The sequence below is a fragment of the Glaciecola sp. HA4-3 genome, assembly GCF_055693685.1.
In genome coordinates, this window is the sequence record NZ_CM146340.1 from 1,895,171 (window position 1) to 1,920,035 (window position 24,865).

Below are 24,865 nucleotides of genomic sequence, written 5' to 3' on the forward strand. Positions count from 1 at the left end.
TTAGCCAATCATTACATATTTTGTCTAAAACACTCTTTATTTCAGATTTGCATTTAAGTCCTGAGCGAGATGACATCGCTCAGTGCTTTTTGCAGTTTTTAATAAACGAAGCCCCTCTAGCAGATGAAGTTTATATTTTAGGGGATTTATTTGAAGTATGGATTGGCGATGACAACAAAACCCACTTTAATGAAACGATTGCTAAGGCACTTTCAGTCTTAAGTAAAGACGTCCCTACTTTTTTCATACATGGCAATAGAGATTTTGCGATTGGTAAACGCTTTGCTCAAGATACAGGAATAAGCTTGTTGCCAGAGCAATACGTGATCAACCTCTATGGACGCAAAACACTCATATCTCATGGTGATGAATTGTGTACGCGTGACATCGAATATATGAAGTTTCGTAAAAAAGCCAGAGGTTGGTGGTGGCCAAAGCTTATGCTGTCTTTGCCGTTGAGTATGCGAAAACGTATCGCAAATAATGGCCGCATAAAAAGTAAAAACAATCAGATGCAGCTTGCGTCGGACATTATGGATGTCACACAATCTGAGGTTGAAAAATCAATGCGCAAACATAACGTCGATTTATTTATACATGGGCATACTCATCGACCTAAGATTCATCAATTTAAGCTAACCAATAAACACCAAGCACAAACAATGACTCGTGTCGTGCTAGGTGATTGGTATACGCAAGGTAGCGTGCTAGTAGTCACTCCTCACACGCTCGATTTGCAAACAAGAAAATTCTCAGAGCAATAAGATCCCTTTAATTCAATACTCCAGAAAAATGAATATCGGATTGCTCTTTAAATTTAGCTAAGGTGTCATTAAATTGCTTTAACTGCGATGGTGCTAGCTCAGTTGCAGGCATTTTCAAGCTGGTAAAAATCTCAAACTTGTTATTTTGCCTGAACACGATTTCTCGCAACAAACTACCATATTGTGTTTCTAGACGAAGTTCTGCAGGAAAGCTTGTCAGCTTCCACAGGTCGGCAACATCTATACTTACCGTAGAACGTAATGAAATCCCAGGGAAGTATGTGACATAGTCTTTATTGTTAAATTCAATTGAATTTAATTCACTAACAATCCATGGCTCGTATTCAAATGCGTCTAGATCTTCTTCTAGATCAAGATAAGGCTCGTACTGTGCCTGAGAATTAAACACGATATCAGTACTTAAGTTCCCAATACCTTTTACCGAAACCGAAGGCGTCGTATTTTGTGAAATAATACTTTGAAAAAACTCTACCCCCCATTCCTCTAGCTCTTTATCGCTTAAACCATCAAGTCGACTTCGCCAAAATGCAGCGTATTCATCTTTGAATTTAACATTCTGCTTTTCAGTTTGTCCGCCCGTAGCAAGAATTGCTATGCTACTTCGACTCTCTAAATCCCATTTATATTGGGTATGCTCCATGTTTTCGGGCAGTCCGCTTTCAGTTAGCGGCAAAGAAACTTTTCCTTGATTCCAACTAGAGGTATAGCGCCAATCACTGCTTGGGTCAGTAGCATCTATACAATAATTTTGTTCGTCAAATTTAAAACACGCAATTACATGATTAAAATACGATGCGCTAGGTGTAGTCAAATTGTTTAAATTGCGTCTATCTGTTGCTATTAGTACAGGCCAGGCGTCGATGTCGGCACGTTCTAGCATTTCAAGGAGTAATGCAGTCTTGTCTTTACAATCACCATAGCGATTATCTAAGGTTTCATTTATAGAGTGCGGTGTAATGGCATTACCTGCTTCTGACATCGAAACATAACGAATATCTCTAGAAACAAAGCTGTGAATGACATCAATTACTTCTTCAGTATTCATGTTTGGTTTAATCAAATTTTGCATAAACCCTTTTAACTTGTCGCTATCTTGTTGTGCTTTTGTAAAACCGTCTAGCACACTATTTTTTATAGCGGACCACTCTTTTGCGTGACTTATTTTAAATTGAGGCGATTCGTCTTTAAAAAACATATTGTCGCCATACTCAATTTTAGGGACATTATTGGCTTTGCATTCGATGCGTTGTGAGGTTTCTTCACATTTTAACAACTCGGATGGATTATGATAAAAAATATCGCGCGTCCCATTTGTATTGACGGTGATGGAAAATTCTTTTTGCTCAAAGTAATTTTGTATAAAAATGCCTCTCGACCAATATGTCTCAAGCTTTGTGATATCCGTACGAATTTGATAGCTTAATCCCGTAAAGCTTCCTTCAAACACTCCTGGATAATTAATTACATGTCGCTTACTTTCCGTGAAAACATCGTAGGTATCATCATCTATTGTTTTTATATTATCGTTATCAAACCAATTTACCTTGCCATCGTCACGAATAGTAACAGCCGCGATATCAACAACTTGGTCTGAATGAGCATCAAAATAAATCGATTCGTAAGCATAATCCTGGACCGCCTTTTTACTTGGATAAAACCAAATATCTTGAACCGATAGAATTGCCGTATCGTTTTCAAACGAAATATCTACATGCTTTGACAACCTTATTGGCAGTAGTGTTTGCTCAGACATATCTTCTTTTGAATTGGCAAACTGTTCTAGACGTTTTAATAGTTGTTGCTGTCGCTCATTAAGTTCATCATTAGCAGAATTCGCTTGTGCATGTCCTACAAATAAACACGCAAAAATCGAGAATATCCCCGCATAAATAGCTTTATTTATTAGTGTCATTAACCTTTACTTCCTTGCTTGCTGTTTGTAGTCCTATCTGACTTCTCAGGGAGCACATTTTCTAACCAAGTCAGACTTTCGACAGTTTCCAGAAAGCCTGATTCGTTCTTTTGAAAATCGACTCGACTAGCAGTGTAATTTGCATATAGTTCTACAAATTTTCTATCTTCTACTTGAACATAATGATATGCATCAATCGCAGGCTGACCGAACGCTCGCCCTTCACAAATAACAACAACAGAAAGCCAAAGGCTATCGTGAATAAATTTGCGTGACTCGGTACACTTTGCTCGATTGATATCTTCAACTGACTGTCCTATACGCCATTGAGTATAATCAGATATCGTATCAACACCCTCATGGATGAAAATCATCAAACGCCCATCGACACCATAGCCGGCAAGTTCAAGCTCGGCCGAGCCATCAGAAAAAGTACCTATATCAGCATCCTTCCATACATTATCGCTTAAGGTAATTTGGAAGTGATGTGGTGTGTTCTTGACCACGTGGTTTGACGGGTAATTGTCTTGAAGGGCAAAAGAACCTTGACTGAATAATCCTACTAACAGTAACACCCATACTTTTAAAGAATAGGTTTTAAACTGAAAATTTTGTTGTGTTTTAAACACGTTTGTAAACTCCTTTTAGGCAAACTTGGTCGTTATTTATGCAGCACTTTTTGCGCTTATGGTTTTTGGTAGACCGCTATGAAATTTAAAATCTTTGTCGGGTGAACTAATCAATAATGCCTCATGCTCACCAAAAAGTGTAATTCTATCTTGAATATCAACACCAGCGATGCGTCTAGCTAGCGACAGATAATCTTGAAAGTGTCTAGCTTCACTGCGTAACAAAGAAACATAAAAACGTTCAAGTTCAGGATCAAGCAAGGGGGATATCTTAGCAAATCTTTCGCATGAGCGCGCCTCTATATAAGCACCACAAATAAGCGTATCAATCAAACGTGCAGGCTCATGAGATCGAACGTGCTTCATCATCCCTCTGGCATAGCGAGATGCCGACACGTTTTCGTAGGGTATATTTCTGGCCTGCATGATGTCCCATACTTGACTAAAATGATGTAGCTCTTCTTTAATCAATAACACCATTTTGTTAATCAACTCATCACCATGTTCAAACGTGGATTTTCCAATCAGTTTTTTGGACAGTGCGAAATGCTCCGTAAAATTACCATCTCCTTGTTTACGATATGCAAAGTCCTCAAACGGTTTTAACCATGCTAACAAAGCTTCATTGCTTTGTTTATCCACGGCATATCGTCTCAATAACAGCATCGCGGTTTGCGCTGCTTTTAACTCACATATTAGGTGATCGGTTAATAAAACAGGTAAGTTTGCTGGTTTACTTGCCTCTTGTAACCATTCATCGGGTGTTTGACACATCAGGAAATTGTGTATTGGGTCGAGCAAATCAGAGTGAAACAATTTATACTTCTTTACGTAATGCTTTACGGTTATTATATTTTCGCCAGACTTTATTGCAAGCTCTCTGCAAACAACAATAACGATAAGAGGAAACTGATATGTCCGATACACCAACTCAATATGATTTCATATTATACGGTGCCAGTTCTTTTGTGGGTGAAATAATGCTTGAGTATCTTTCGGCGTATCAACAACAAGGCTCTGAAACGTTTAACTGGGCAATTGCTGGTCGCAATGAAGATAAGTTACTGACACTTAAAGCTAAGTATAAATTGAATGATATAGACCATTTCATTGCCCAAGCTGACGATGAAACAAAGTTAAAAGAACTATGCGAACTTACTAAGGTAATAGTTACCACCGTTGGGCCTTATGCCCTTTATGGCGAAACTTTAGTCAAAGTTTGTGCGCAGTCGGGAACTGATTACTGTGATCTGACTGGCGAGCCTCAATGGATCAAGCTAATGCTAGAAAAGTATGAAGATGATGCAAAAGCCTCTGGTGCTCGAATTGTTCACTGTTCAGGCTTTGATAGTATTCCATCTGATTTAGGTGTGTACCATTTTCAACAACATGCTAAGTCAATATCTCAACAGCCTTGCTCGCAAATAAAAATGCGTGTTCATCGTATAAAAGGAGCGGCTTCAGGCGGCACTATTGCAAGTATGCTCAATGTTGTTAAAGAAGCCAATGAAAAACCTGAATTACGCAAATTATTGGTTAATCCATATGTGCTTTGCCCTGTTTCTCACGGTTTTACTAAACGTCAAAAGAACCATAAAAAAGCTGAGTATGATGGCAACCTTAAAAAATGGACTATGCCTTTTATTATGGCGGCTATCAATGAAAAAATTGTGCATAGAACTAACGCACTGACTGATAACTCATACGGCGAAGATTTTTTATATGATGAAGCTATGAGCGCAAAAAATGGCTTTCAGGCATGGTCGATGACTCTTGGCTTGGGCGCGTTTATGCTTGCAGCTACCGTTCCGTTTTTGCGTGATCTAATGGCTAAACATTTACTTCCAAAACCAGGGGAAGGCCCAGATAAAGAAGAGCAATTAAATGGTATGTATGATATGCGGTTTTACGGCACTATTGACAATCCAAACGACAAATCTTGGAAAAAAGAATTAGTGACCAAAGTTGTTGGTGACCGTGACCCTTATTATGGCTCAACGGCAAAACTTTTATCACAAGTGGCGCTTTGTTTAGCCAAAGACGAATTAGCGACACAAGGTGGTAGTTGGACTCCCGCATCTTGCATGGCAAGCCCCTTAATGAAAAGGCTTGAAGCACATGCAGGCCTAAAATTTGAAGTCGTTAGCGATTAGTTACACACTGTTACATATATCCTAAGGTGTGTCGTTTACCTTAGGATATACTACCCCAGTTGAAGACTGTGCTTGGTAAGGTCACTTGCTGCACAACAAAATAAGGATAATTATGCGGTTCTTAATCTTAGGTACATTTTTACTATCAATCAGCTTATCTGTGCAAGCGCAAGTCACTCCAAAATGGGCAAGATACTCAGCAATCTCTCCAGACGGAACAAGCATTGCATTTACATACAAAGGCGATATTTACATTGTTAACGCTAAAGGTGGTGAGGCGAAACGATTAACATTCCACAAAGCGCATGATTATAAGCCTGTCTGGCGCTCTGATTCTAAACAAATAGCCTTTGCATCATCACGATTTGGCAATTTTGATATTTTTGTTATGGATGCAAAAGGTGGTCCTGCTTCGCGCTTAACCTTCCATTCATCAAATGAAGAACCCTACACTTACAGCCACGATGATGAAAATATTGTGTTTAAAGCACAAAGAATGGATACAGCTTCTCATCGACAGCATCCCACGTCTCGCCAAGCCGAGCTGTATTCAGTACCAGCTAATGGTGGTGCAATCGACCAAGTATTAACCATCCCATCAGAAGAAGTACAATTTAATAACGCTGGCAATGCCCTGCTTTATCAAGACAACAAAGGATTTGAAAACCCTTGGCGTAAACACCACCGTTCTGCAATCACGCGTGACATTTGGGAGTACAATCTACAAACAGGTAAGCATACCAAACTAAGTGCCTTTGATGGCGAAGACAGAAACCCAGTATATTCAAGTGATAACAAAGGCATGTTTTACTTAAGTGAAGAGTCTGGTTCATTTAATGTTCACTACATGCCTTTTGATAATACGTCCAATACAACTCAAATCACCGATTTTAACTTACACCCTGTGCGTTTTTTGTCCATCAGCTCACAAATGCTTGCCTTTACACATCATGGTCAAATTTACACTATGAAAATTGGCGGGACGCCTACCTTAGTACCCATCACTATTCGCACACAAGACATTGATAATAATATCGACATGATGAGTGTAAATGGCGACATAAGCGAAATGAGTATTTCCCCCAACGGAGAAGAAATTGCTTATATATCGCAAGGAGAGGTATTTGTTTCTTCAAGTGACGGTGCATTTACCAAACAAATCACGCATACACCCGAGCAAGAACGTTTCGTAGAGTTTTCTCCAGATGGCGACTATTTAGTGTATGCTGCGCAACGAAATAATAAATGGAGTATTTTTGAAGCACGTAAAAAGCGTGAGCAAGAACCGTTCTTTTATGCGGCAAGTTTGATAGAAGAAACCACCTTAATTTCTAACGATAAAGACAATTATTTGCCTCAAATTTCGCCAGATGGTAAAAAACTGGCGTTTATTGAAGATAGGCGTACCTTGCGAGTACTTGATTTAGACTCCAAAGACCTTGTCACGCTTGTTGAAGCAAAAGACATGATTCATATGCGCGACGGAGACCAAGATTTTTCGTGGAGTCCAGATAGCCAGTGGATCTTATTTCAGTACGATAAATTATTAAACAATGCTGATATTGCCATTGTCAGTGCATCTGGCCAACAAGAAAAACGTATATTGATTCCAAGCGGCTATTATGATGCTGCGCCAAAATGGGCAAATGACGGCAAGCAAATTATTTGGTTTAGTAACCGCGCTGGATTGCGAAGTTACGCAACGAGCGGCGCTAGTCAATACGATGTCTACACATTATTTTTAAACCAACAGGACTGGGATGAATTTAACTTAAGTGAAGATGACTATGAGCTAATGCAAGCAATCGCTGAAGCAAACGACGATACAATTCAAGAAGATGATACATCTGATGAGTCTGATGATAGCACCCAAGACGAAAATGACATTACGCCGATAACAATTGACTGGGATGGCCTTGATGATCGCATTGCAAGACTGACTATTCATTCATCAAGATTAAGCGATGCAGTGCTCAATCAAGATGCTGATACCCTGTATTACTTAACCCGCTTTGAAGACGATAATGACCTATGGCAAACAGACCTTAGAACAGGAGATACCAGTAAAGTAATCAAATTATCAAGCAGTGGTGGTAGCCTAGAATGGAATAAAGTAATGGATACGCTTTACTTGCTCAATCGAGGACGTATTTCAACACTAGATATCGATGCGGGTACTAGCAAAGGAATCAGTATTAACAAAGACGTGGCTATTGACCAAGAAGCACTTCGCCAACATGCATTTGATCACGTGTGGTTAAGAACGGCTAAGATATTTTATGAGCCAACTTTTCATGGTGTTGACTGGCAACAAATGCGCGAACAATACAAACCTAAGGTCTCCCATATTGGCAACACCTACGAATTTACCGAATTGCTAAGTGAAATGCTTGGTGAGCTAAATGTATCTCATGCCGGCGCAGGTTATCGTGGTACAAGCGAAGGTGCTGATAGTACAGCAGCCCTAGGCATATTCCACGACTATAAACACAAAAAAGCGGGGATAAAAATCACTGAAGTCATTAAAAATGGCCCTTTAGATAAAGCTAAATTTGATGTTCAAGCCGGTATGCTGATAGAAAAAATCGACGGCTTGAAGGTTGAAGCTAATAAAGATTGGGCTGCTCTGCTCAATAGAAAAGCAGGTGAATTTGTCTTATTGGAAATATACGACCCACAAAATAACGAGCGAAAAGAAATTACCGTAAAACCAATTACTCTTAGTGCGCAAAATCGCTTACTTTATCAACGTTTTGTAGATATTAACGAACAAGAAGTCCTTAAAAGAAGTAATGGCAGGCTCGGATATGTTCATATTCCAGGTATGGGTGATGGTCCATATCGCAGCATTTATGGTGATATGATGGGAAGGTTTTTTGATAAAGAAGCCATGGTGATTGACACTCGTTTTAATGGTGGCGGTGACTTAGTTGCAGATTTAGCGATGTTCTTCACAGGCGAACCATTCTTAACATATGCGATAGAAGGCAAAGTGGTTGGTGGTGAACCTACATCTCGTTACACTAAACCGGTAATCAGTTTGTTTAATGAGTCTATGTACAGTGATGGGCATTGTTATGCTAGCGGATATATAGACCTAAATCTTGGCAAAGCTGTTGGTATGCCTGTGCCTGGGACATGCAGTTTTGCAGGATGGGAATCGTTGCCTACTGGCGGCAGATGGGGGTTGTACCTGTTAGTGCGAAGAATAAAGCAGGCGAATGGCTTGAAAACAATCAAACCGAGCCTACAATTATTATTAGAAATAACCCTGGAATTATTGATTTTGGTCGCGATCAACAGCTTGAAAGAGCAATTGATGAAATGATTAAAGACCTTCAATAGCTAATGCAAACATCAATAACAGGCTTCACTGCCAGTGTTAGCCTGTTATTTTAAAACAAGCAGATTTATCAACTCGTTTACCTAAGCAAAGCCTTTGCATGTATATACTATGTGCACTATGCTAAGGTCTATGCTTGCCTAAGATAAACACTATTCATGTCAAAACTATCACCTCTTGTCGCTGTTGCCTTGTTAATCATCGCTTTGTTGACGATAAGCTCATGCCATCAACAACAGTCTGATAAAGACTTTACCATTACCTTAAGACTCAGCCATGTGTTCAACGTCAACGAAGAACTAGCTCAATCTATTGAATTAGTTGCACAACGAATCAATACCAAAACTAACGGAGCGGTAAGAGTCTTGACTTATCCAGGTGCACAAATTGCTGCTTATAAAGACGGCGTGGAGATGGTTGTGCGCGGCGCACATTTTATTTCGGTAGAAGACCCTTCATACATTGGTGATTATGTACCAGAATTTACAGCATTGGTCGGCCCAATGTTATACAACGATTACGATGAGTATATGGAAATTATTAAAACTCCCATGGTGAAATCTTGGGTAGATAAATTGGAAGATAAAGGTATTAAAGTACTCTCTTTACAATATATTTTTGGTTTTAGAAATTTAATTACAGACAAAGTAATTGAGACCCCCGAGGATTTACAAGGCGTGAAGCTAAGAACGCCTTAGTAGTAAACTGTTTATAGAAACCCTAAACGCGATGGGTGCTAACGCAACGCCTTTGCCTTGGGGAGAGACCTTTAGCGCCTTGCAACAAGGTGTGGTAGATGGTTTAGAGGGCTCTGAATTTACAAATCTCGGTACCAAGGTATATGAAACAGGTAAGACTAACGTTGCCTTAACCAAACATTTTTTAGGTACTTGCGGTGTTTACATCTCTACAGATGTATGGGCAAAAATACCCGTCCAGTACCAAGAAATCATCGCTCATGAATTTGAATTTGAAGCACAGCAAATGATTAAACAACTTAAAGAAAAACACGAGCAAGTTGTTCAAACACTCGAAAGTAAAGGAGTAACATTTAACGAGATTGACCGTGAAGCGTTTGAGGCAAAAACAAATGCTTTGTACGACGGTAAACTGCCAGGCGTAACGATAGAAATGTATCAACAAATTCAAAACGAATTGACGAAAATCAGAGCAAATAAAGCGACAACAAATGAGTAAAATTAAATATTTTTTTAAGCATTTAGAAGAAATATTGTGCAGTATTTTTTGGTTACGATGATTGCCTTAGTCATCGTGAATGTATTTTTACGCTATCTTTTTAGTTTTTCCATCTCTTGGGCAGAAGAAGTGGCTACAATTTGCTTTGTGTGGTGCGTGTTTATTGGCGCAAGCGCAACATATAAACATAAAATGGATATGGGTATCGATCTACTTGTTACAAAAACGCCTGTTCGGATTGCCAAGATTGTTACACTCGTAACAAGGTCTATTCTACTCGCAATTAATGCCTATATTTTTTACATGTCAATCGTGTTTACCGCTATAGTCTGGACTAAACCAACGGCAGTTCTTGGTATTAGCTCTGCTATTTTTAATTTAGCGTTGGTGTTTGGATTTGGGTTAATTACCTTCTATACGATGCGTTTTTTGTACTATGATTTGGTCAAAGTAAATGTAACAGGTCAAACATCATGATTTATTTGCCTGTCCTTGTATTGTTTGTACTTTACTTTTTAGGGGTTCCTATAGCTTACGCGCTATTTGGCTCAGCTATTTTCTATTTCACCTTTTTTGACGCTGGCATGCCACCAGACCTTGTTCTTCAAAAATTCATTACCTCCACCGCCTCTTTCCCGTTATTAGCGATTCCATTTTTTGTCATGGCTGGCTCTGTTATGAATTATTCGGGAATAAGCCGAAAACTCATGCAAATGGCAGAAGTATTAACCGGTCATTTGATTGGCGGCCTCGCGCAAGTTAACGTTGTGCTAAGTACATTTATGGGAGGCGTATCTGGGTCAGCAAATGCCGATGCGGCCATGCAAAGCAAGATTTTAATTCCTCAGATGGAAAAACAAGGATATAGTCGTCCGTTTTCTGCAGCAATAACTGCTGCCTCCTCTGCAATATCCCCCGTTATCCCGCCTGAGTATTGTGATGATCATTTATGCGCTCATCGCTCAAGTGTCGGTAGCTGATTTGTTTGTCGCTGGATATATTCCAGGCTTGTTAATGGCTGGCGCATTAATGTTGACGGTCACAATCATTTCCCATAAACGTAAATACAAGCCATCAAGAACAGTCAGAGCGACATGGTCAGAGATTGGTCAGCAGTTTATTTCATCTATTTGGTCCCTGTCTTTACCTTTTGGTGTGATTTTGGGATTACGCTTTGGTTTATTTACACCAACTGAAGCTGGTGCAATGGCTGTTCTTGCGTCGATATTAATTGGCATTTTTGTTTATAAAGAACTGACCCTAAAACACATCAAACCTATTTTACTTGATACTATCTATGGAACTGGAACCGTCGTACTTATCATTGTGTCAGCATCGGTTTTTGGCTATTACCTAACTTGGGAGCGTATCCCACAAGATCTAACAGCGATGCTATTAGCATTTACCTCAAACCAGTACTTGATGCTAGCACTAATCAATATATTCCTACTACTTGTTGGCATGATATTAGAAGGAGGAGCAGCTCTTATTATTATCGCCCCCTTATTGGTGCCTGTTGTTGTAGCTTTAGGTGTAGATCCTATTCATTTTGGTATGATCATGATTGTTAACATCATGATTGGAGGTATTACTCCTCCTTTTGGTACTATGATGTACACCACCTGTTCTGTCAGCAAGGTTAATATTGGCGAATTCATGACGCAGATTTGGCCTTTCATATTAGCGCTACTAGCGGCCCTAATGATCATTACTTATGCACCTTCACTTATTCTATTTTTACCTAATTTGTTATAACTGCTGATCTTGAATATATGGCTAGTCTTGCGCAAGTCCATCATTTTTGAGTACTTTTAGTTTTCAATTTTGAATTTATTGTAGCTTTCCAACTTGTTAATTAGTTGTTAATGACCTATAGTCTTACTAAGTGAAGGGGTATTCTTCATCTATGCTTAGAAATAGCTCAATTGATGTGCGAGTTTTTCTAGGATCCACAATAAAGCACAAGCCTAGGAGCTATTTTAGTGATACTGAATCATTTATGGGGCATTTACACCAGCCCAAAAGAAGAATGGAAAACCATTGATAAAAAGCATGAAAGTTATTTTTATGCCCTAAGTCACATTATGATCATTGCACTGATACCTACTGCAATGGCTTATTACGCTTCAGCCCATTTAGGTTGGGATATTGGTGCAGGTGCAACAGCAGATACCATTTACCTTACTCAACAAAGCGCCTTATCGATGTCTGTGGCCATGTACTTTGGGCTTATTTTTGGCGTAATTGCGTTAGCTGTTCTTATCCACGAACTTGCTAAGTCTTTTGATGTCACCCCTAATTATACCCAGTCCCTTGAAATCGCAGCTTACACCGCTACACCCTTATTTATGGCTGGCTTTGGTGCTTTCTTTCCACAATTATGGTTTTTAATGACTATTGTTTTGATAGGTCTGTCTTATTCTGTGTACCTTCTGTATACGGGTGTACCAATTATGCTGCACATTCCTGAAGAAAAGGGGTTTATATTTTCTAGTTCGGTTGTCACTTGCGGATTAGTGTTGATGGTTATCTTAATGGTAAGCTCTGTTATTCTATGGAGCCTTGGTTTAGGTCCGCAATACGCATAAGCAAAATTGGCTTACTAAAAAGCAGCACATATTAGTGCTGCTTTTTTTTGTTTCAGCAAACCTTATTATTTTAAAAACTGAGCGTGAAAAGCCAAATGTTGGTCGATGAAGCTACTGATGAAATAATAACTATGGTCATACCCAGAATGCATATTTAATTGAATATCATACTCTGACTCTAGGGCTTGTTTAACCAGATTTTCAGGCATGAGTTGTTCCACCAAGAAACTATCATCTGCGCCTTGATCAATCATAATAGGCACCTGAATTTGCGCTTTTGCAATTAAACACTTTGCATCGTATTGTTCCCATTGTCTTTTATCATCGCCTAAATACTGTGAAAACGCTTTAATCCCCCAAGGACAATTAATTGGATTACAGATGGGACTGAAAGCTGAAATTGCACTAAAAAGTTCTGGGTGTTTTAACCCTATTGTCAATGCCCCATGTCCCCCCATTGAATGCCCAGCGATACTCTTTTTATCACTGACATTAAATGATGATTCCACCAACGGAATAAGTTCTTTTACGATATAGCTATACATATTGTAATTACGACGATAAGGCTCTTGCTGCGCATCCAGATAAAAACCAGCACCTAAGCCAAAATCATAAGCACCGTTTGCATCATCGGGCACATCTTCACCTCTAGGCGAGGTATCAGGTGCTACAATCGCCATACCAAGTTGTGCAGCAAGTTTTAAGGCGCCCGCTTTTTGCATAAAGTTTTCATCCGTGCACGTTAAGCCAGACAACCAATATAAAACCGGCACTTTTTCGTGTGTATTAGGAGGTAAGTAAATAGCAAAGGTCATATTGCAATGAGTAAATTTACTATGATGCTGATATCGAGCATGCACACCATTAAACGCAATATTATGAGATAAAAGCTCAAGATCACTTTTCGCAGTGGCAAGTTGAACTACTTGTTGACTCGTTGAAGAAACTGACATTTTATTACCTTATGGATAATTGATTTTAGGGCTATCTTCAAAATGAACAACTGAACGAATGCTTTTACCTTGATGCATTAATTCAAAGGCGTCGTTTATATGAGCTAAAGATATATTGTAAGTAATAAAATCATCTAACTTAATGTCACCATTAAGATACTGCTCAACATAGTCAGGTAACTCCGTACGGCCTTTTACACCGCCAAATGCAGTTCCTCGCCATACTCGACCAGTAACAAGTTGAAATGGCCTTGTGCTAATCTCTTGTCCAGCACCTGCAACCCCTATTATCACTGATTCACCCCAGCCTTTATGACAGCACTCTAAGGCACTACGCATAACATTAACGTTACCAATACACTCAAAGGAATAATCTACGCCTCCATCGGTAAGTGCCACGATAACATCTTGAATAGGCTCATCATGCTCTTTAGGGTTGATACAATCTGTTGCCCCTAACTTTTTAGCCAGCTCAAATTTACTGTCATTAACATCAATTGCGATAATACGTTTGGCCTTGGCCATAACAGCGCCAATCACTGCAGATAACCCAATGCCACCTAAGCCAAAAATAGCGACGGTGTCTCCTTCTTCTACCTTTGCCGTATTCATTACTGCACCAATACCTGTTGTAACGCCACAACCGAACAGGCATATTTCATCCAGTGCAGCCTTTTTATTTACTTTCGCAAGCGATATTTCAGGCAGTACGGTATATTCTGAGAAGGTAGAACAACCCATATAATGAAACAATGGTTTACCATCTTTATAGAACCTAGAAGTTCCATCGGGCATCAGACCCTTACCTTGGGTTTCTCTGATTTTTTGGCACAGATTTGTTTTTCCAGATGTGCAAAATTTGCATTCTCCACATTCAGGGGTATACAGGGGAATGACGTGATCGCCAACCTGCACTGAACTTACACCTTCACCAACTTGTTCTACGATGCCGCCACCTTCATGACCTAGAACAACAGGAAACAAGCCTTCAGGGTCTTCACCAGACAAGGTAAATGCATCTGTATGACAGACGCCTGTAGCGACTATTTTAACCAGTACTTCGCCTGCTTTTGGTAGCATGACATCGATTTCTTCTATTTTTAAGGGTTCATTTGCTGCCCATGCAACTGCTGCTTTTGATTTAATAAAACCGCTCATAGTATTCCTGTTGTTATAATAATTGTGCTATTCAATATTAGTAGCCGATTAAATTAGATCAAGTAAAAAACAAAACCCCAATAAACTTTCGTTTATTGGGGCTTTATTATTTTAAGTAGTTGTCTTAATTGCTCATATTGTGCATCTCTAAATTACTCAGCTCAGCTTGTATGGTTGGGCTTTTGTTAGCTGATTCACCTCTAGCGTTATCAATTCTTTCTAAATAACTTTGATCAACGTCGCCTGTGACATAAACACCATCAAATACCGACGTCTCAAATTCCGTAATACTAGGGTTTTCCTCACTTACCGCAGCCACCAAATCGTCTATATCCTGAAATATCAATCCATCTGCTTTAATACATTCACTAATTTGTTCAATCTCACGGCCATAGGCAATTAGTTCATTGGCTGAAGGCATATCAATGCCATAAACGTTAGGGAAACGTATCTCCGGCGCAGCTGAGGCAAAGTATACTTTGTTTGCGCCCGACTCTCTTGCCATTTCTATAATCTGTTCGGAGGTAGTCCCTCTTACAATAGAGTCGTCAACCAACAATACATTTTTACCTTTGAACTCAGATGAAATCGCGTTGAGTTTACGTCTTACTGATTTTCGACGCTGAGTCTGGCACTGGCATAATAAATGTACGTCCGATATAACGGTTTTTGACAAAACCCTGGCGATATGGAAGCTCTAAAGTATTCGCAATTTGCAAAGCGACATCCATTGAAGTTTCAGGGATAGGTATTACGACATCAATATCAAGATCAGCCCACTCCCTTTTGATTTTTTCACCTAATTTTTTGCCCATATTGACTCTTGATGCATAAACAGATATTCCATCAATAAAAGAATCGGGACGAGCAAAATAAACAAATTCAAAAATACATGGATGAAAAGCCGCAAGTGGTGCGCACTGCTTGGTAAATAACTCACCGGCCTCAGTCACATAAATTGCTTCACCTATAGTGCTAAATCCCTGACAAAGGTAAATCCAACTGCATCAAGTGCAACAGATTCAGAAGCAACCATATACTCATCACCTAGGGCAGTAGTGCGCTTGCCCAATACTAAAGGACGAATGCCATTGGGGTCACGAAACGCTACCATGCCGTAACCAATAATTGTTGCCACTACGGCATATGCACCTTTAATCTTCTTATGCGCAGTTTCAACCGCTTTAAAAATATCGTCCGCTTGCACTTCCATATCACTGATTTGTGTCAATGCGTGCGCAAAAATATTCAATAACAATTCTGAATCAGAACTTGTGTTTATATGGCGACGAGCAATTCTAAACACCTCTTCTTGCAGTTCGTGGGCATTTGTTAGATTCCCATTGTGTGCAAATGCAATCCCAAAAGGTGAGTTTACATAAAAGGGTTGTGCTTCAGCAGAGCTTGATGAACCTGCCGTAGGATATCGGCAATGACCAATCCCAAGGTTACCCGAGAGTCGTTTCATGTGACGTGTGTGAAATACGTCTCTAACCAGACCATTTGCTTTACGCAGATGAAACATGTCATTTTCAATAGTCATAATGCCCGCAGCGTCTTGGCCCCTGTGCTGCAACACTATCAGTGCATCATAAATTGCTTGATTGACTGGCTCTTTACCGACAATACCCACTATCCCACACATATAAAAACCTTAAATATTTGTTGGCTCACGTAGTGCATGAACACAAAAATTAAATTATGTTGCTAAAAAACTAGACCGTTCCTTCATGAATTCAAAAAACCACTCAATGATTAAGCCAAATTCAGGGACCAATATTGAGTTATTCCACCAGAGTGCGCTAGAAAATGTTGTAAATGTATCGATAAAAAACAGTAAAGCACTGACGATTAAGATTCCGCGAAGTGCACCAAATACTGCACCGAGCATCCTATCAGTCCCACTTAGACCAGTTGCTTTGACTAACTGAGAAACAATGTAATTAACAAGGGCTCCCGCGATTAAGGTACCAACAAATAAAATCGCAATAGCAGAGGCGTTTTTAACAATTTCATCTTCGATTTGAGTCAAAAATTGTGCAAGATGAGGATAAAATGTACGAGATATGACGAAGGCCGCAATCCAGACAGCTAAGGATACTGCCTCTTTAACAAAGCCTCTCACAAGACTGATAACTGACGATAAAACGATTACGCCAATAATTAAAAAATCAAACCAGTTCATGGTTAGTCTAATTCCACTGATAATTGTCAGTATTAAAGGTGAAATGCACCCTAATCAAAACGTGCGCGCAGTCTATCAAAATTACTTATTGAGCGCTAACATCATATTCAGTTATTTTGCCTTTAAGCCCTGTGACCTCTTCTAAACGAGAAAGTGCTCTTTCGAGTTTTTCACGCTCAAGCTCTGGTCCTACAAAGACTTTATTTAATGTACCAACGCTAGTCACAACCGGTCGACTAAACCCAGTAAAACCGGCAGTTTTCAACTTAGTCAGTACTTCTTGAACATTTTTTTCATATCTAAAACTACCTAGTTGAACAACAAACGCAGTTTGTTCAATAGGCGAAGTTTCTGGTGATTGCTCAATGACCTTCTCTACTGGAGCCTCACTACTATTAGCGTTCACTTCATTTGCTTCATTGGATAACGCAGGTTCATTTGTTGGCACAATAGCTTCAGAGTCTTGAACCTGTGTTACAGGATCATCTATGGCCACCTCATCAATCACTTCTATCGGCCTTTGCAGTTGCGCTTCAATATCACTAGTGTCTATATCAGGAGCTTCTAATACCTGAAGTGTCTGTTTAGTTGCAGGTACATCAACAAAATCAGGTTGATTGACACGTTTTTCACCATCTAGAAACTCAGGTAACAAAATGACCAATAGAGCAACCACTATAATGGTGCCAACTAATCTGTTTTGCAGGGCGCTTGTCATCTAATAAAAACCTATTTGTTAAATAAACCCGTTTTGTTCAAGTATGCTATGCATTGCGACGCTAACACAAATGAACCGACGACTAAAATGATATCATCACTTTGTGCTTCTTGCACAGCGCTTTGCATTGCATGGTCTATATCACGAGTACATTCTACGTTTTGACAAAACTGTCTTATCGCTAATTCTAGACGATGAGCTTTTGCCGAGCGCGCTGTAGGTAGATCAACGCAGTACCATTTAGCGGATAAATCTTTCATTTTTAACAAACTAGCTTCAATATTTTTATCTTTTAACATCCCAGTTATGATAAACAATCGATTGTATTTTTTGTTCTTGATACGATCAGCAACATATTCACATGCCGCTTCATTATGCGCGACGTCTAATATAATTTGAGGTTTGGTCGCTAAGGTTTGAAATCGCTCCAGGCATGTCGAGGTCTTGTATTAAAGCCTGAATCTCGTCTACTTTTAATAAGAAGTGTTCGTTTTTGTCCATGAACTCGTTAACAAACGATAAAACGCCGAGAGCAGTAGCAATGTTTTGAGCTGGGATTTTAGCCTTACTTGTATCAAAGATAGCCTTAAATGGTGCATTGAAGCGCAGAAAATCTGCGTTGAAACTATAATCATAACCCGCAATAAGGTATTTATTAGCCTTACTATCCAAGGCCTTGATAACACATGTTTGTGGATCGCTATAGCCTATGACTACATTTTGACCTTGCTTGATAATTCCCGCTTTTTCAGTTGCAATACTATCTAAGGTAGCGCCTAAGTAATCTTGATGATCTATCCCAATACTCGTTATTGCACCAATATGAGCATCTAAAATATTTGTAGCATCTAACCTTCCACCTAAACCGACTTCAAGTACCACAATATCAAGGTCTAATGCAGCAAATATGCTCATAGCGCACAAGGTAGCATATTCAAAGTAGGTCAAACTAATCTTGCCTTTTGCGTGCTGTATTTTTTCAAAATGCTGGCAAATCAATGAGTCAGAAACATCGCTACCATTAATACGGATACGCTCGTTAAATGTTTCTATGTGCGGAGAAGAATAAACACCAACTCGGTATCCAGCACGCAAGCAAGCTTGTTCTATAAAGCGACATGTTGTTCCTTTACCGTTTGTACCTGCTACAGTAATGATACAGGTTTCATCAAAGTCCAATTTCAGTAGTTCAAACACCCGATGGCAACGGGCTAAGCCCATATCAATTTCACTAGAATGGGCTTGCTCGATATAAGAAAGCCACTGCGATAAATCTCGCAATGGCTGTTCGTTATGACTCATACTCTGTGTCGTCTCTTATTCAGCGGATTCAGTCGCTCGTTCGCCGTCATTATTTTGATGTAGGTGGTACAATTTAGATAATATACTTTCTACTTTATCACGCATGTCACGCCTATCGACAATCATATCAACAGCGCCCTTTTCGAGTAAAAACTCGCTACGTTGAAACCCTTCTGGCAATTTTTCACGGACAGTTTGTTCGATAACCCTTGGGCCAGCAAAACCGATAAGAGCTTTCGGCTCTGCTATATTGACGTCACCTAGCATCGCTAAACTTGCCGATACTCCGCCCATCGTCGGGTCAGTTAATACTGAGATATAGGGCAGCCGTTTTTCACTCAGACGTGCCAATGCAGCGCTTGTTTTGGCCATTTGCATCAATGAAATCAAGGCCTCTTGCATCCGAGCTCCGCCACTTGTCGAAAAGCATATAAACGGACAATTATTTGCAATAGCGGCATTTACGCCTGCAACAAACTTAGCTCCCACAACAGATGCCATCGAACCGCCTAAGAAAGCAAACTCAAAACTCGCTACAACAATCGGCATTCCATTTAAGGTTCCTTTTGTCACAATTAAGGCGTCTTTTTCATTAGTCGCTTTTTGGGCTGCACTTATACGGTCTTTATAGCGCTTGGAATCTTTAAACTTCAGAACATCTTGTGGCTCAAGTCCTGCTGCAAGCTCTTCTCTATCTGCAACATCCAAAAAAGCATTTATGCGCCCTCGTGCTGTAATTCGCATGTGGTGATCGCATTTTGGGCACACTTCAAGTTGTTTTTCCAATTCAGTTTTGTACAACACGGCATTGCATGCAGTGCATTTGGTCCATATTCCTTCTGGAACATTGCCTTTTGTGCCAGTCGTGGTCTTGGGCAATATTTTTTCAATCCAACTCATTAAACCATCCTGTCATTATTTTTATTTGCTTAGTATAGCGGTAATGACTATATATTGCGATATCAGTCCTTACCTCAAGTGGCGTGATTAAACCATAAAGTAAAACATTTCGAAATCGATAACTGGTCTTAAGTGTCGGGCAAAAAAAGTGGTCCTAGTTGTGCTTTGGGGATCTCAAAGCGATCTGGGTATTCAACATGAACCAAATACAGTCCATTAGGTTTTGCAGTTGGCGCGGCTTTTGTTCGATCTTTTAGCAACAACAAATCTTTCATCCACGTAACAGGATGCTCTTGATACCCAATTCGTATTAACGAACCCACAATATTGCGGACCATATGATGTAAAAAAGCATTTGCAGTAACATCAACAATAATATATCTATTTTGACGCGTTACGGAGATTTGATGAATATTACGTGACGCAGTTTTGCTTTGACAATGCGCTGCTCTAAACGATGTGAAATCATGTTCACCCAGTAAACATTGTGCAGCTTGGTGCATCAATTCAACCTCTAAAGGTTGATAAACATGTGTAACGCCGCTGTTTAAAATACCACTTCTTAAAGGATAATTATAAATAATATAACGGTAACGACGCGCAGTTGCACTGTATCTAGCATGAAAATCATCACTTGTTTGCTTTGCCCATGTCACCGCAATATCTTTAGGAACAAGAGTATTAATTCCGCGAGTAAACGCTTTACGAGGTCTTGGAACATCAATGTCGAAATGCACAACTTGCCCTGTAGCGTGCACTCCAGCGTCAGTTCGTCCTGCACATGTAATACTTACTTCATGGCGAAGCACTTTAGCCAAAGCAACTTCCACTTGTAATTGTACTGCATTTACATGAGCTTGGCGTTGCCATCCAGAATAAGACTGTCCTGCGTACTCGATGCCTAAAGCGACACGACTACCCGCTTCAAAAATAGGTTCCTCTATAGAAGAGTTAGTTTCTTTCATATTGTCCAACAGTTCTTATTTGCTTGCTCTGCGCCGTTGTCGTTGTCCGGCAACTTTATTTAATTTGTGTTTTCTAACACTTCTGCGCATACGACTTAGCTTTGTGTGGTCTAAAGCTTCTTCTTGATGTACTTTTGTCACACTTTCATCGGGGAGTTGTACCATTTTTCTAAGGGCATTGACTTTGTCAAGGTCTAGTTCCACCCAAGCACCTTGAGGTAATCGTTTGAGTAATTGCATATTACCATAGCGCACTCTTATCAAGCGGCTCACCTGCACACCTTGTGATTCCCACAAACGTCTAACTTCACGGTTTTTGCCTTCACTTAGTGTCACATTAAACCAGTTGTTTAGCGACTCTTGGTCAGGGCTAGGACGGACATGGATATGATTAAATTTTGCTAGACCATCTTCTAATTCAACACCATTGCTTAGGTTGCGTAAAATTTTGGGTGTCACCTCGCCAAATACTCTAACCGCATATTCACGTTCAACCTCGTGACTAGGATGCATCAGACGATTGGCTAGTTCTCCATCATTGGTAAACAACAGTAATCCACTCGTGTTTATATCGAGTCTGCCAACTGTTATCCAACGTTCACCAACAATTTTCGGCAAGCGCTCAAATACGGTCGCTCTTCCTTCTGGGTCAACGCGCGCACAAAGTTCTCCCTCTGGCTTGTTATACATCAACACTCGACAAGGTGGTTTATCTGCGCTGCGGGTGATCAACTCATTATCAACACGTATTTTATCAGTAGCAGATACTCGGTCACCTAAGGTGGCAGGTTTACCATTTATGGAAATACGCCCTTCACTGATCCATCTCTCCATTTCTCTTCGAGAGCCTAATCCATTATTCGCTAATACCTTTTGAAGTTTCTCAGTAACAGAATTTGCTTCGGTTTTGTTTTTACTCATTAGTGTATATTTGCCTTGTCATTAGGTAATAGCTCTTCCTGTTCAGGGTTGATATCTAAACGATTAGAGGCTTCAAGTGCTTGGTCCATATTTTCACTAAACGCTTCAGCAGAAGGTAAATCGCTTAAAGACGTCAATGAAAAATAATCTAAAAATGTATTGGTCGTAGCGAATAAAGCGGGTCTGCTAAGGCACATCTTTGTGTCCAATGACTTTAATCCATTTTCTTTCACTTAACGACCGAATAATATTGCTACTTACCGCTACACCCCGAATATCTTCAATTTCACCACGAGTAATTGGCTGTTTATAGGCAATCAAAGACAAGGTTTCAAGCATTGCTCTAGAATACTTAGGTACTGTTTCTTGCCAAAGTTTACTTAACAATTGACCTAAACCTGATTGAGATTGAAATCGATAACCAGACGCAAGCTTTACTAAATTAATGCCTCTTGGTGCATAGTCTAGCGTAATCTCTTTAAGTACTTTATTAAGCTGACGAGCCGAGACATCTAAATCACTTAGGATACTAGCGCGCATTTTTTCAACACTTAAAGGCTCTTCAACCACAAAAATGGCCGCTTCTAACAATTGCTTTAACTGCTCATCTTTTATCTTATTCATAATGTCTAATACGCCAACCTTGCAAAATACTAAGCATCATTCTCATCTTCGTGGAGTTTAACATGAAGAAGGCCAAAAGCCTCTCCTTGTTCAATTAGTACGAGTGATTCTTTGACTAATTCTAAAATCGCAATAAACGTTACCACAACGCCCGCTTTGCCTTCTTTGGGGTTTAGGATATCGGACAAACTGACAAATTTATGTGTATTAACCGTTTGTAGGATATACGCCATTCTTTCACGAGTAGACAAGGCTTCTTTTGCTATTTGATGATGCTCAAATGCATCGGCTCTTTGCATTACTTGGCAAAATGCCATGACAAGATCTTGCAATTGCACTTGAGGAAGATGTTTGATTGGTTGTACGTTATCACTAGGATCTGCGTTTGCATGATGAAAGTCACGTTGCAAACGAGGCGCATTATCTAGTTCCATAGCCGCGGTTTTAATGCGCTCATACTCTTTCAAGCGTCTGATCAATTCAGCACGGGGATCATCCTCGTCTTCATCGAGATTATCATGTTTAGGTAGTAATAATCGCGATTTGATTTCAGCTAACATTGCAGCCATTACTAAATACTCGCCAGCTAACTCTAGTTTAATATCAGCCATTACATCTACGTATTTCATATATTGCTGAGTAACTTGTAACACTGGCAAAGCGACGATATCAAATTTTTGCTTTTTAATTAGGTAAAGCAGCAGATCTAAAGGGCCTTCAAAGGTTTCAAGTATTACCTCTAGGGCATCTGGCGGGATGTACAAATCTTCAGGTTGATTAATTAACGCTTCACCATTAACAAACGCAAGTGCTAATGGGTTTTGTTGAGTAATTTGATTTTCAGACATACGTAAACACTATTCGAAAGGTGTCGTATCACCACTACCGTAGCGCAAAATAGTAGCGTCACCTTCCGACATATCAACAACCGTTGTCGCTTGCTCACCTAGATACCCGCCATGAATAATTAAGCCAACGCGCTTTTCTAGCTTATCCCTTATTTCATCAGGATCGCTTTCGGCCATTTCCTCATTAGGTAATATTAAGGTTGTAGACATTAATGGCTCTTTTAACTCTTCCAAAATAGCAAGAGTAATAGGGTTATCAGGAACGCGTATGCCAATGGTTTTTCGTTTAGGGTTTTGCAGGCGTTTTGGAACTTCTTTTGTCGCCTTTAAGATGAAAGTATAAGGTCCAGGTGTGTTGTTTTTTATTTGTCTAAACGCAACATTATCGACCCTTGCGTAAATGGACAGTTCGGACATATCAGTGCACATCAGGGTGAAGTTATGATCTTTAGGTATGTCCCTTATCATACAGATTTGTTCAAGTGCTTTTTTGTTTTCCATTTGACAACCAATGGCATATCCAGAATCAGTCGGATAAACAATTACTTGCCCTTGATTAATTAACTCACAAGTCTGCTTTATCAAGCGGGCTTGAGGATTATCTGGATGGATATAAAAGAATTGACTCATTGTATTTACCCATTAACGACACACAACTTTATGCATTTAATATAAAACTAGCAGGTCACGCGTTGTTACCGTAGTTTCTGCATAGAGTATACCAAGATGCCTTTCAAATAGCTTGATAAACTAACTGCAAACCTGTTTTACACACTTTTATGAAGCAAATGAATCCCAAATGGGACTCAACTGTGTCGTAAATTTCAACCTTCTTCCTAATTCAGTCCACTTTGATGGCGCATGAAAATCTGACCCTGCCGAACCCTTTAAATTATTATCTAGGGCAATTTCAACCATTAAGTCATGTTTTGCCTTTGCAAGATTGGGGTGTTGAACTTCAAAGCCGTCCCCGCCGGCTTGCGCAAACTCAGTTGCTAATCTACGCAACCATTTTGTTGTCATATCATAGTGAAATGGGTGTGCGATAACCGCTTTACCGCCGGCGTCGTGAATCCATTTAACCGCGTCTGCTATGCTTATCCATGAAGGGGTAACGTAGGCTTTTTTCCCTTTACCTAAATATTGAGTAAACGCCTGCTGAAAGTGAGTAACTATACCGCGCTGCGTTAACACATGCGCAACATGCGCTCGTGAAAAACAATCATTTCTCACTTGCTTACTTGCTTGCTCATATACCCCATTTATTCCAATCTTGGCCAGTTTTTCACAGATTTTTTGCCCTCGAATTTTTCGTTTTTCAATCTGAGAAGACAAGCGTGTAAGTAATAAATCATCGGTATGATCAACATCCAGGCCTAATATATGTATTTCAAAACCGTGCCATGAACATGAAATTTCAGTTCCAGAAATCAATTTGATTCCTAAGTTCTCCTTAGCAATATAATCATTAGCTGGGCCAATTGCACCAACCGTATCGTGATCAGTAATTGCAAGCATGTCTACTTGCATCATTTGTGCACGGGTTAATAGTTCACTTACGCTAAGTTTGCCATCTGAAAAAACCGTATGACAATGCAAATCAATCTTCAACTTTTGATATACCTTATTAGATGGTGTTCTTAAAATTCATCACAATTAAACAATTGTTTATTGACTTTGTCGC

Annotated in this window: 24 protein-coding genes and 2 pseudogenes; 9 read left to right on the forward strand and 17 right to left on the reverse strand. The window is 39.7% G+C overall.

The features are described 5' to 3' along the window. The first annotated feature begins 20 nt into the window (after positions 1-20). Positions 21-764, forward strand: coding sequence for a UDP-2,3-diacylglucosamine diphosphatase (locus ACZ1G6_RS08975; RefSeq protein WP_472616004.1), 744 nt, complete (start codon positions 21-23; stop codon positions 762-764). A 7-nt stretch (positions 765-771) separates the two neighbouring features. On the opposite strand, the gene ACZ1G6_RS08980 is transcribed toward ACZ1G6_RS08975, so the two are convergent. The 3 genes from ACZ1G6_RS08980 to miaE are packed head-to-tail and all read right to left on the reverse strand — an operon-like array spanning position 772 to position 4,142. Then, positions 772-2,697 (reverse strand): DUF3857 domain-containing protein, encoded by a 1,926-nt coding sequence (locus tag ACZ1G6_RS08980; protein WP_472616005.1) that lies wholly within the window; start codon positions 2,695-2,697, stop codon positions 772-774. Further along, positions 2,697-3,326, reverse strand: a complete 630-nt coding sequence (locus ACZ1G6_RS08985; protein ID WP_472616006.1) for a hypothetical protein — start codon at positions 3,324-3,326, stop codon at positions 2,697-2,699. The genes ACZ1G6_RS08980 and ACZ1G6_RS08985 overlap by 1 nt, the downstream gene beginning before the upstream one ends. Positions 3,327-3,362: 36 nt before the next feature. Next, positions 3,363-4,142: a tRNA isopentenyl-2-thiomethyl-A-37 hydroxylase MiaE gene (gene miaE / locus ACZ1G6_RS08990; protein WP_472616007.1), complete on the reverse strand. Its 780-nt coding sequence runs from the start codon at positions 4,140-4,142 to the stop codon at positions 3,363-3,365. A gap of 98 nt (positions 4,143-4,240) precedes the next feature. Between miaE and ACZ1G6_RS08995 the strand changes: the two genes are divergently transcribed. The 8 genes from ACZ1G6_RS08995 to ACZ1G6_RS09030 all read left to right on the forward strand — a co-directional run bounded on the left by ACZ1G6_RS08995 (position 4,241) and on the right by ACZ1G6_RS09030 (position 12,607). Further along, entirely contained in the window at positions 4,241-5,479 is a 1,239-nt protein-coding gene (locus ACZ1G6_RS08995) for a saccharopine dehydrogenase family protein (protein WP_472616008.1), read from the forward strand. Positions 5,480-5,591: 112 nt separating this feature from the next. Then, the gene (locus tag ACZ1G6_RS09000; RefSeq protein ID WP_472616009.1) at positions 5,592-8,807 is read left to right on the forward strand and encodes a S41 family peptidase; all 3,216 of its coding nucleotides are present in this window, start codon (positions 5,592-5,594) and stop codon (positions 8,805-8,807) included. Positions 8,808-8,980: 173 nt separating this feature from the next. Continuing rightward, positions 8,981-9,520, forward strand: a complete 540-nt coding sequence (dctP, locus tag ACZ1G6_RS09005) for a TRAP transporter substrate-binding protein DctP (RefSeq protein ID WP_472616010.1) — start codon at positions 8,981-8,983, stop codon at positions 9,518-9,520. Between the two features lie 31 nt (positions 9,521-9,551). Beyond that, positions 9,552-10,019 (forward strand): TRAP transporter substrate-binding protein DctP, encoded by a 468-nt coding sequence (gene dctP, locus ACZ1G6_RS09010; protein WP_472616011.1) that lies wholly within the window; start codon positions 9,552-9,554, stop codon positions 10,017-10,019. A 36-nt stretch (positions 10,020-10,055) separates the two neighbouring features. After that, entirely contained in the window at positions 10,056-10,496 is a 441-nt protein-coding gene (locus ACZ1G6_RS09015; RefSeq protein WP_472616012.1) for a TRAP transporter small permease, read from the forward strand. Then, positions 10,493-10,999 (forward strand): TRAP transporter large permease subunit, encoded by a 507-nt coding sequence (locus tag ACZ1G6_RS09020; RefSeq protein ID WP_472616013.1) that lies wholly within the window; start codon positions 10,493-10,495, stop codon positions 10,997-10,999. Before ACZ1G6_RS09015 ends, ACZ1G6_RS09020 begins: the two co-directional genes overlap by 4 nt. Then, a complete protein-coding gene (locus tag ACZ1G6_RS09025) occupies positions 10,959-11,774 on the forward strand; it encodes a TRAP transporter large permease (RefSeq protein WP_472616014.1) in 816 nt (271 codons plus the stop codon). Before ACZ1G6_RS09020 ends, ACZ1G6_RS09025 begins: the two co-directional genes overlap by 41 nt. Positions 11,775-12,001: 227 nt before the next feature. Then, on the forward strand, positions 12,002-12,607 hold the full coding sequence (locus ACZ1G6_RS09030) for a Yip1 family protein (RefSeq protein ID WP_472616015.1): 606 nt from the start codon (positions 12,002-12,004) through the stop codon (positions 12,605-12,607). A gap of 65 nt (positions 12,608-12,672) precedes the next feature. On the opposite strand, the gene fghA is transcribed toward ACZ1G6_RS09030, so the two are convergent. The 14 genes and pseudogenes from fghA to ACZ1G6_RS09100 all read right to left on the reverse strand — a co-directional run bounded on the left by fghA (position 12,673) and on the right by ACZ1G6_RS09100 (position 24,792). Further along, a complete protein-coding gene (gene fghA / locus ACZ1G6_RS09035) occupies positions 12,673-13,560 on the reverse strand; it encodes an S-formylglutathione hydrolase (protein WP_472616016.1) in 888 nt (295 codons plus the stop codon). A 9-nt stretch (positions 13,561-13,569) separates the two neighbouring features. Next, a complete protein-coding gene (locus ACZ1G6_RS09040) occupies positions 13,570-14,718 on the reverse strand; it encodes an S-(hydroxymethyl)glutathione dehydrogenase/class III alcohol dehydrogenase (RefSeq protein ID WP_472616017.1) in 1,149 nt (382 codons plus the stop codon). Positions 14,719-14,842: 124 nt separating this feature from the next. Beyond that, positions 14,843-16,363, reverse strand: a pseudogene (purF, locus tag ACZ1G6_RS09045) (amidophosphoribosyltransferase). A 54-nt stretch (positions 16,364-16,417) separates the two neighbouring features. After that, the gene (locus tag ACZ1G6_RS09050) at positions 16,418-16,903 is read right to left on the reverse strand and encodes a CvpA family protein (protein WP_472616018.1); all 486 of its coding nucleotides are present in this window, start codon (positions 16,901-16,903) and stop codon (positions 16,418-16,420) included. An 85-nt stretch (positions 16,904-16,988) separates the two neighbouring features. Continuing rightward, positions 16,989-17,621, reverse strand: a complete 633-nt coding sequence (locus ACZ1G6_RS09055; RefSeq protein ID WP_472616019.1) for an SPOR domain-containing protein — start codon at positions 17,619-17,621, stop codon at positions 16,989-16,991. An 11-nt stretch (positions 17,622-17,632) separates the two neighbouring features. Next, positions 17,633-18,052, reverse strand: coding sequence for a glutamate ligase domain-containing protein (locus ACZ1G6_RS09060; protein WP_472618961.1), 420 nt, complete (start codon positions 18,050-18,052; stop codon positions 17,633-17,635). Next, positions 17,994-18,923: a bifunctional folylpolyglutamate synthase/dihydrofolate synthase gene (locus ACZ1G6_RS09065; protein ID WP_472616020.1), complete on the reverse strand. Its 930-nt coding sequence runs from the start codon at positions 18,921-18,923 to the stop codon at positions 17,994-17,996. The genes ACZ1G6_RS09060 and ACZ1G6_RS09065 overlap by 59 nt, the downstream gene beginning before the upstream one ends. 15 nt (positions 18,924-18,938) lie before the next feature. Further along, positions 18,939-19,823 (reverse strand): acetyl-CoA carboxylase, carboxyltransferase subunit beta, encoded by an 885-nt coding sequence (gene accD, locus ACZ1G6_RS09070; RefSeq protein ID WP_472616021.1) that lies wholly within the window; start codon positions 19,821-19,823, stop codon positions 18,939-18,941. A gap of 128 nt (positions 19,824-19,951) precedes the next feature. Next, complete coding sequence (truA, locus tag ACZ1G6_RS09075; RefSeq protein ID WP_472616022.1) at positions 19,952-20,788, reverse strand: tRNA pseudouridine(38-40) synthase TruA; 837 nt, start codon at positions 20,786-20,788, stop codon at positions 19,952-19,954. Positions 20,789-20,803: 15 nt separating this feature from the next. Further along, positions 20,804-21,709: a 23S rRNA pseudouridine(2605) synthase RluB gene (rluB, locus tag ACZ1G6_RS09080; RefSeq protein WP_472616023.1), complete on the reverse strand. Its 906-nt coding sequence runs from the start codon at positions 21,707-21,709 to the stop codon at positions 20,804-20,806. Continuing rightward, positions 21,709-22,333, reverse strand: a pseudogene (scpB, locus tag ACZ1G6_RS09085) (SMC-Scp complex subunit ScpB). Before scpB ends, rluB begins: the two are co-directional and overlap by 1 nt. A 29-nt stretch (positions 22,334-22,362) precedes the next feature. Then, the gene (locus ACZ1G6_RS09090) at positions 22,363-23,181 is read right to left on the reverse strand and encodes a segregation and condensation protein A (protein ID WP_472616024.1); all 819 of its coding nucleotides are present in this window, start codon (positions 23,179-23,181) and stop codon (positions 22,363-22,365) included. Between the two features lie 9 nt (positions 23,182-23,190). Then, complete coding sequence (locus tag ACZ1G6_RS09095; protein ID WP_472616025.1) at positions 23,191-23,811, reverse strand: L-threonylcarbamoyladenylate synthase; 621 nt, start codon at positions 23,809-23,811, stop codon at positions 23,191-23,193. A gap of 147 nt (positions 23,812-23,958) precedes the next feature. Then, positions 23,959-24,792, reverse strand: coding sequence for a PHP domain-containing protein (locus tag ACZ1G6_RS09100; protein WP_472616026.1), 834 nt, complete (start codon positions 24,790-24,792; stop codon positions 23,959-23,961). Positions 24,793-24,865: the final 73 nt, after the last annotated feature.

Excerpts from the sequence above, each read along its gene's own strand:
- ACZ1G6_RS09055 (WP_472616019.1), bottom strand. The coding sequence starts at position 17,621 with ATGACAAGCGCCCTGCAAAACAGATTAGTTGGCACCATTATAGTGGTT.
- ACZ1G6_RS09095 (WP_472616025.1), bottom strand. The coding sequence starts at position 23,811 with ATGAGTCAATTCTTTTATATCCATCCAGATAATCCTCAAGCCCGCTTG.
- ACZ1G6_RS09020 (WP_472616013.1), top strand. The coding sequence starts at position 10,493 with ATGATTTATTTGCCTGTCCTTGTATTGTTTGTACTTTACTTTTTAGGG.
- truA (WP_472616022.1), bottom strand. The coding sequence starts at position 20,788 with ATGAAAGAAACTAACTCTTCTATAGAGGAACCTATTTTTGAAGCGGGT.
- dctP (WP_472616010.1), top strand. The coding sequence starts at position 8,981 with ATGTCAAAACTATCACCTCTTGTCGCTGTTGCCTTGTTAATCATCGCT.
- dctP (WP_472616011.1), top strand. The coding sequence starts at position 9,552 with ATGGGTGCTAACGCAACGCCTTTGCCTTGGGGAGAGACCTTTAGCGCC.
- ACZ1G6_RS09050 (WP_472616018.1), bottom strand. The coding sequence starts at position 16,903 with ATGAACTGGTTTGATTTTTTAATTATTGGCGTAATCGTTTTATCGTCA.
- ACZ1G6_RS09000 (WP_472616009.1), top strand. The coding sequence starts at position 5,592 with ATGCGGTTCTTAATCTTAGGTACATTTTTACTATCAATCAGCTTATCT.
- fghA (WP_472616016.1), bottom strand. The coding sequence starts at position 13,560 with ATGTCAGTTTCTTCAACGAGTCAACAAGTAGTTCAACTTGCCACTGCG.
- ACZ1G6_RS09065 (WP_472616020.1), bottom strand. The coding sequence starts at position 18,923 with ATGAGTCATAACGAACAGCCATTGCGAGATTTATCGCAGTGGCTTTCT.
- rluB (WP_472616023.1), bottom strand. The coding sequence starts at position 21,709 with ATGAGTAAAAACAAAACCGAAGCAAATTCTGTTACTGAGAAACTTCAA.
- ACZ1G6_RS09025 (WP_472616014.1), top strand. The coding sequence starts at position 10,959 with ATGATCATTTATGCGCTCATCGCTCAAGTGTCGGTAGCTGATTTGTTT.
- ACZ1G6_RS09090 (WP_472616024.1), bottom strand. The coding sequence starts at position 23,181 with ATGTCTGAAAATCAAATTACTCAACAAAACCCATTAGCACTTGCGTTT.
- ACZ1G6_RS08995 (WP_472616008.1), top strand. The coding sequence starts at position 4,241 with ATGTCCGATACACCAACTCAATATGATTTCATATTATACGGTGCCAGT.
- accD (WP_472616021.1), bottom strand. The coding sequence starts at position 19,823 with ATGAGTTGGATTGAAAAAATATTGCCCAAGACCACGACTGGCACAAAA.
- ACZ1G6_RS09040 (WP_472616017.1), bottom strand. The coding sequence starts at position 14,718 with ATGAGCGGTTTTATTAAATCAAAAGCAGCAGTTGCATGGGCAGCAAAT.
- ACZ1G6_RS08980 (WP_472616005.1), bottom strand. The coding sequence starts at position 2,697 with ATGACACTAATAAATAAAGCTATTTATGCGGGGATATTCTCGATTTTT.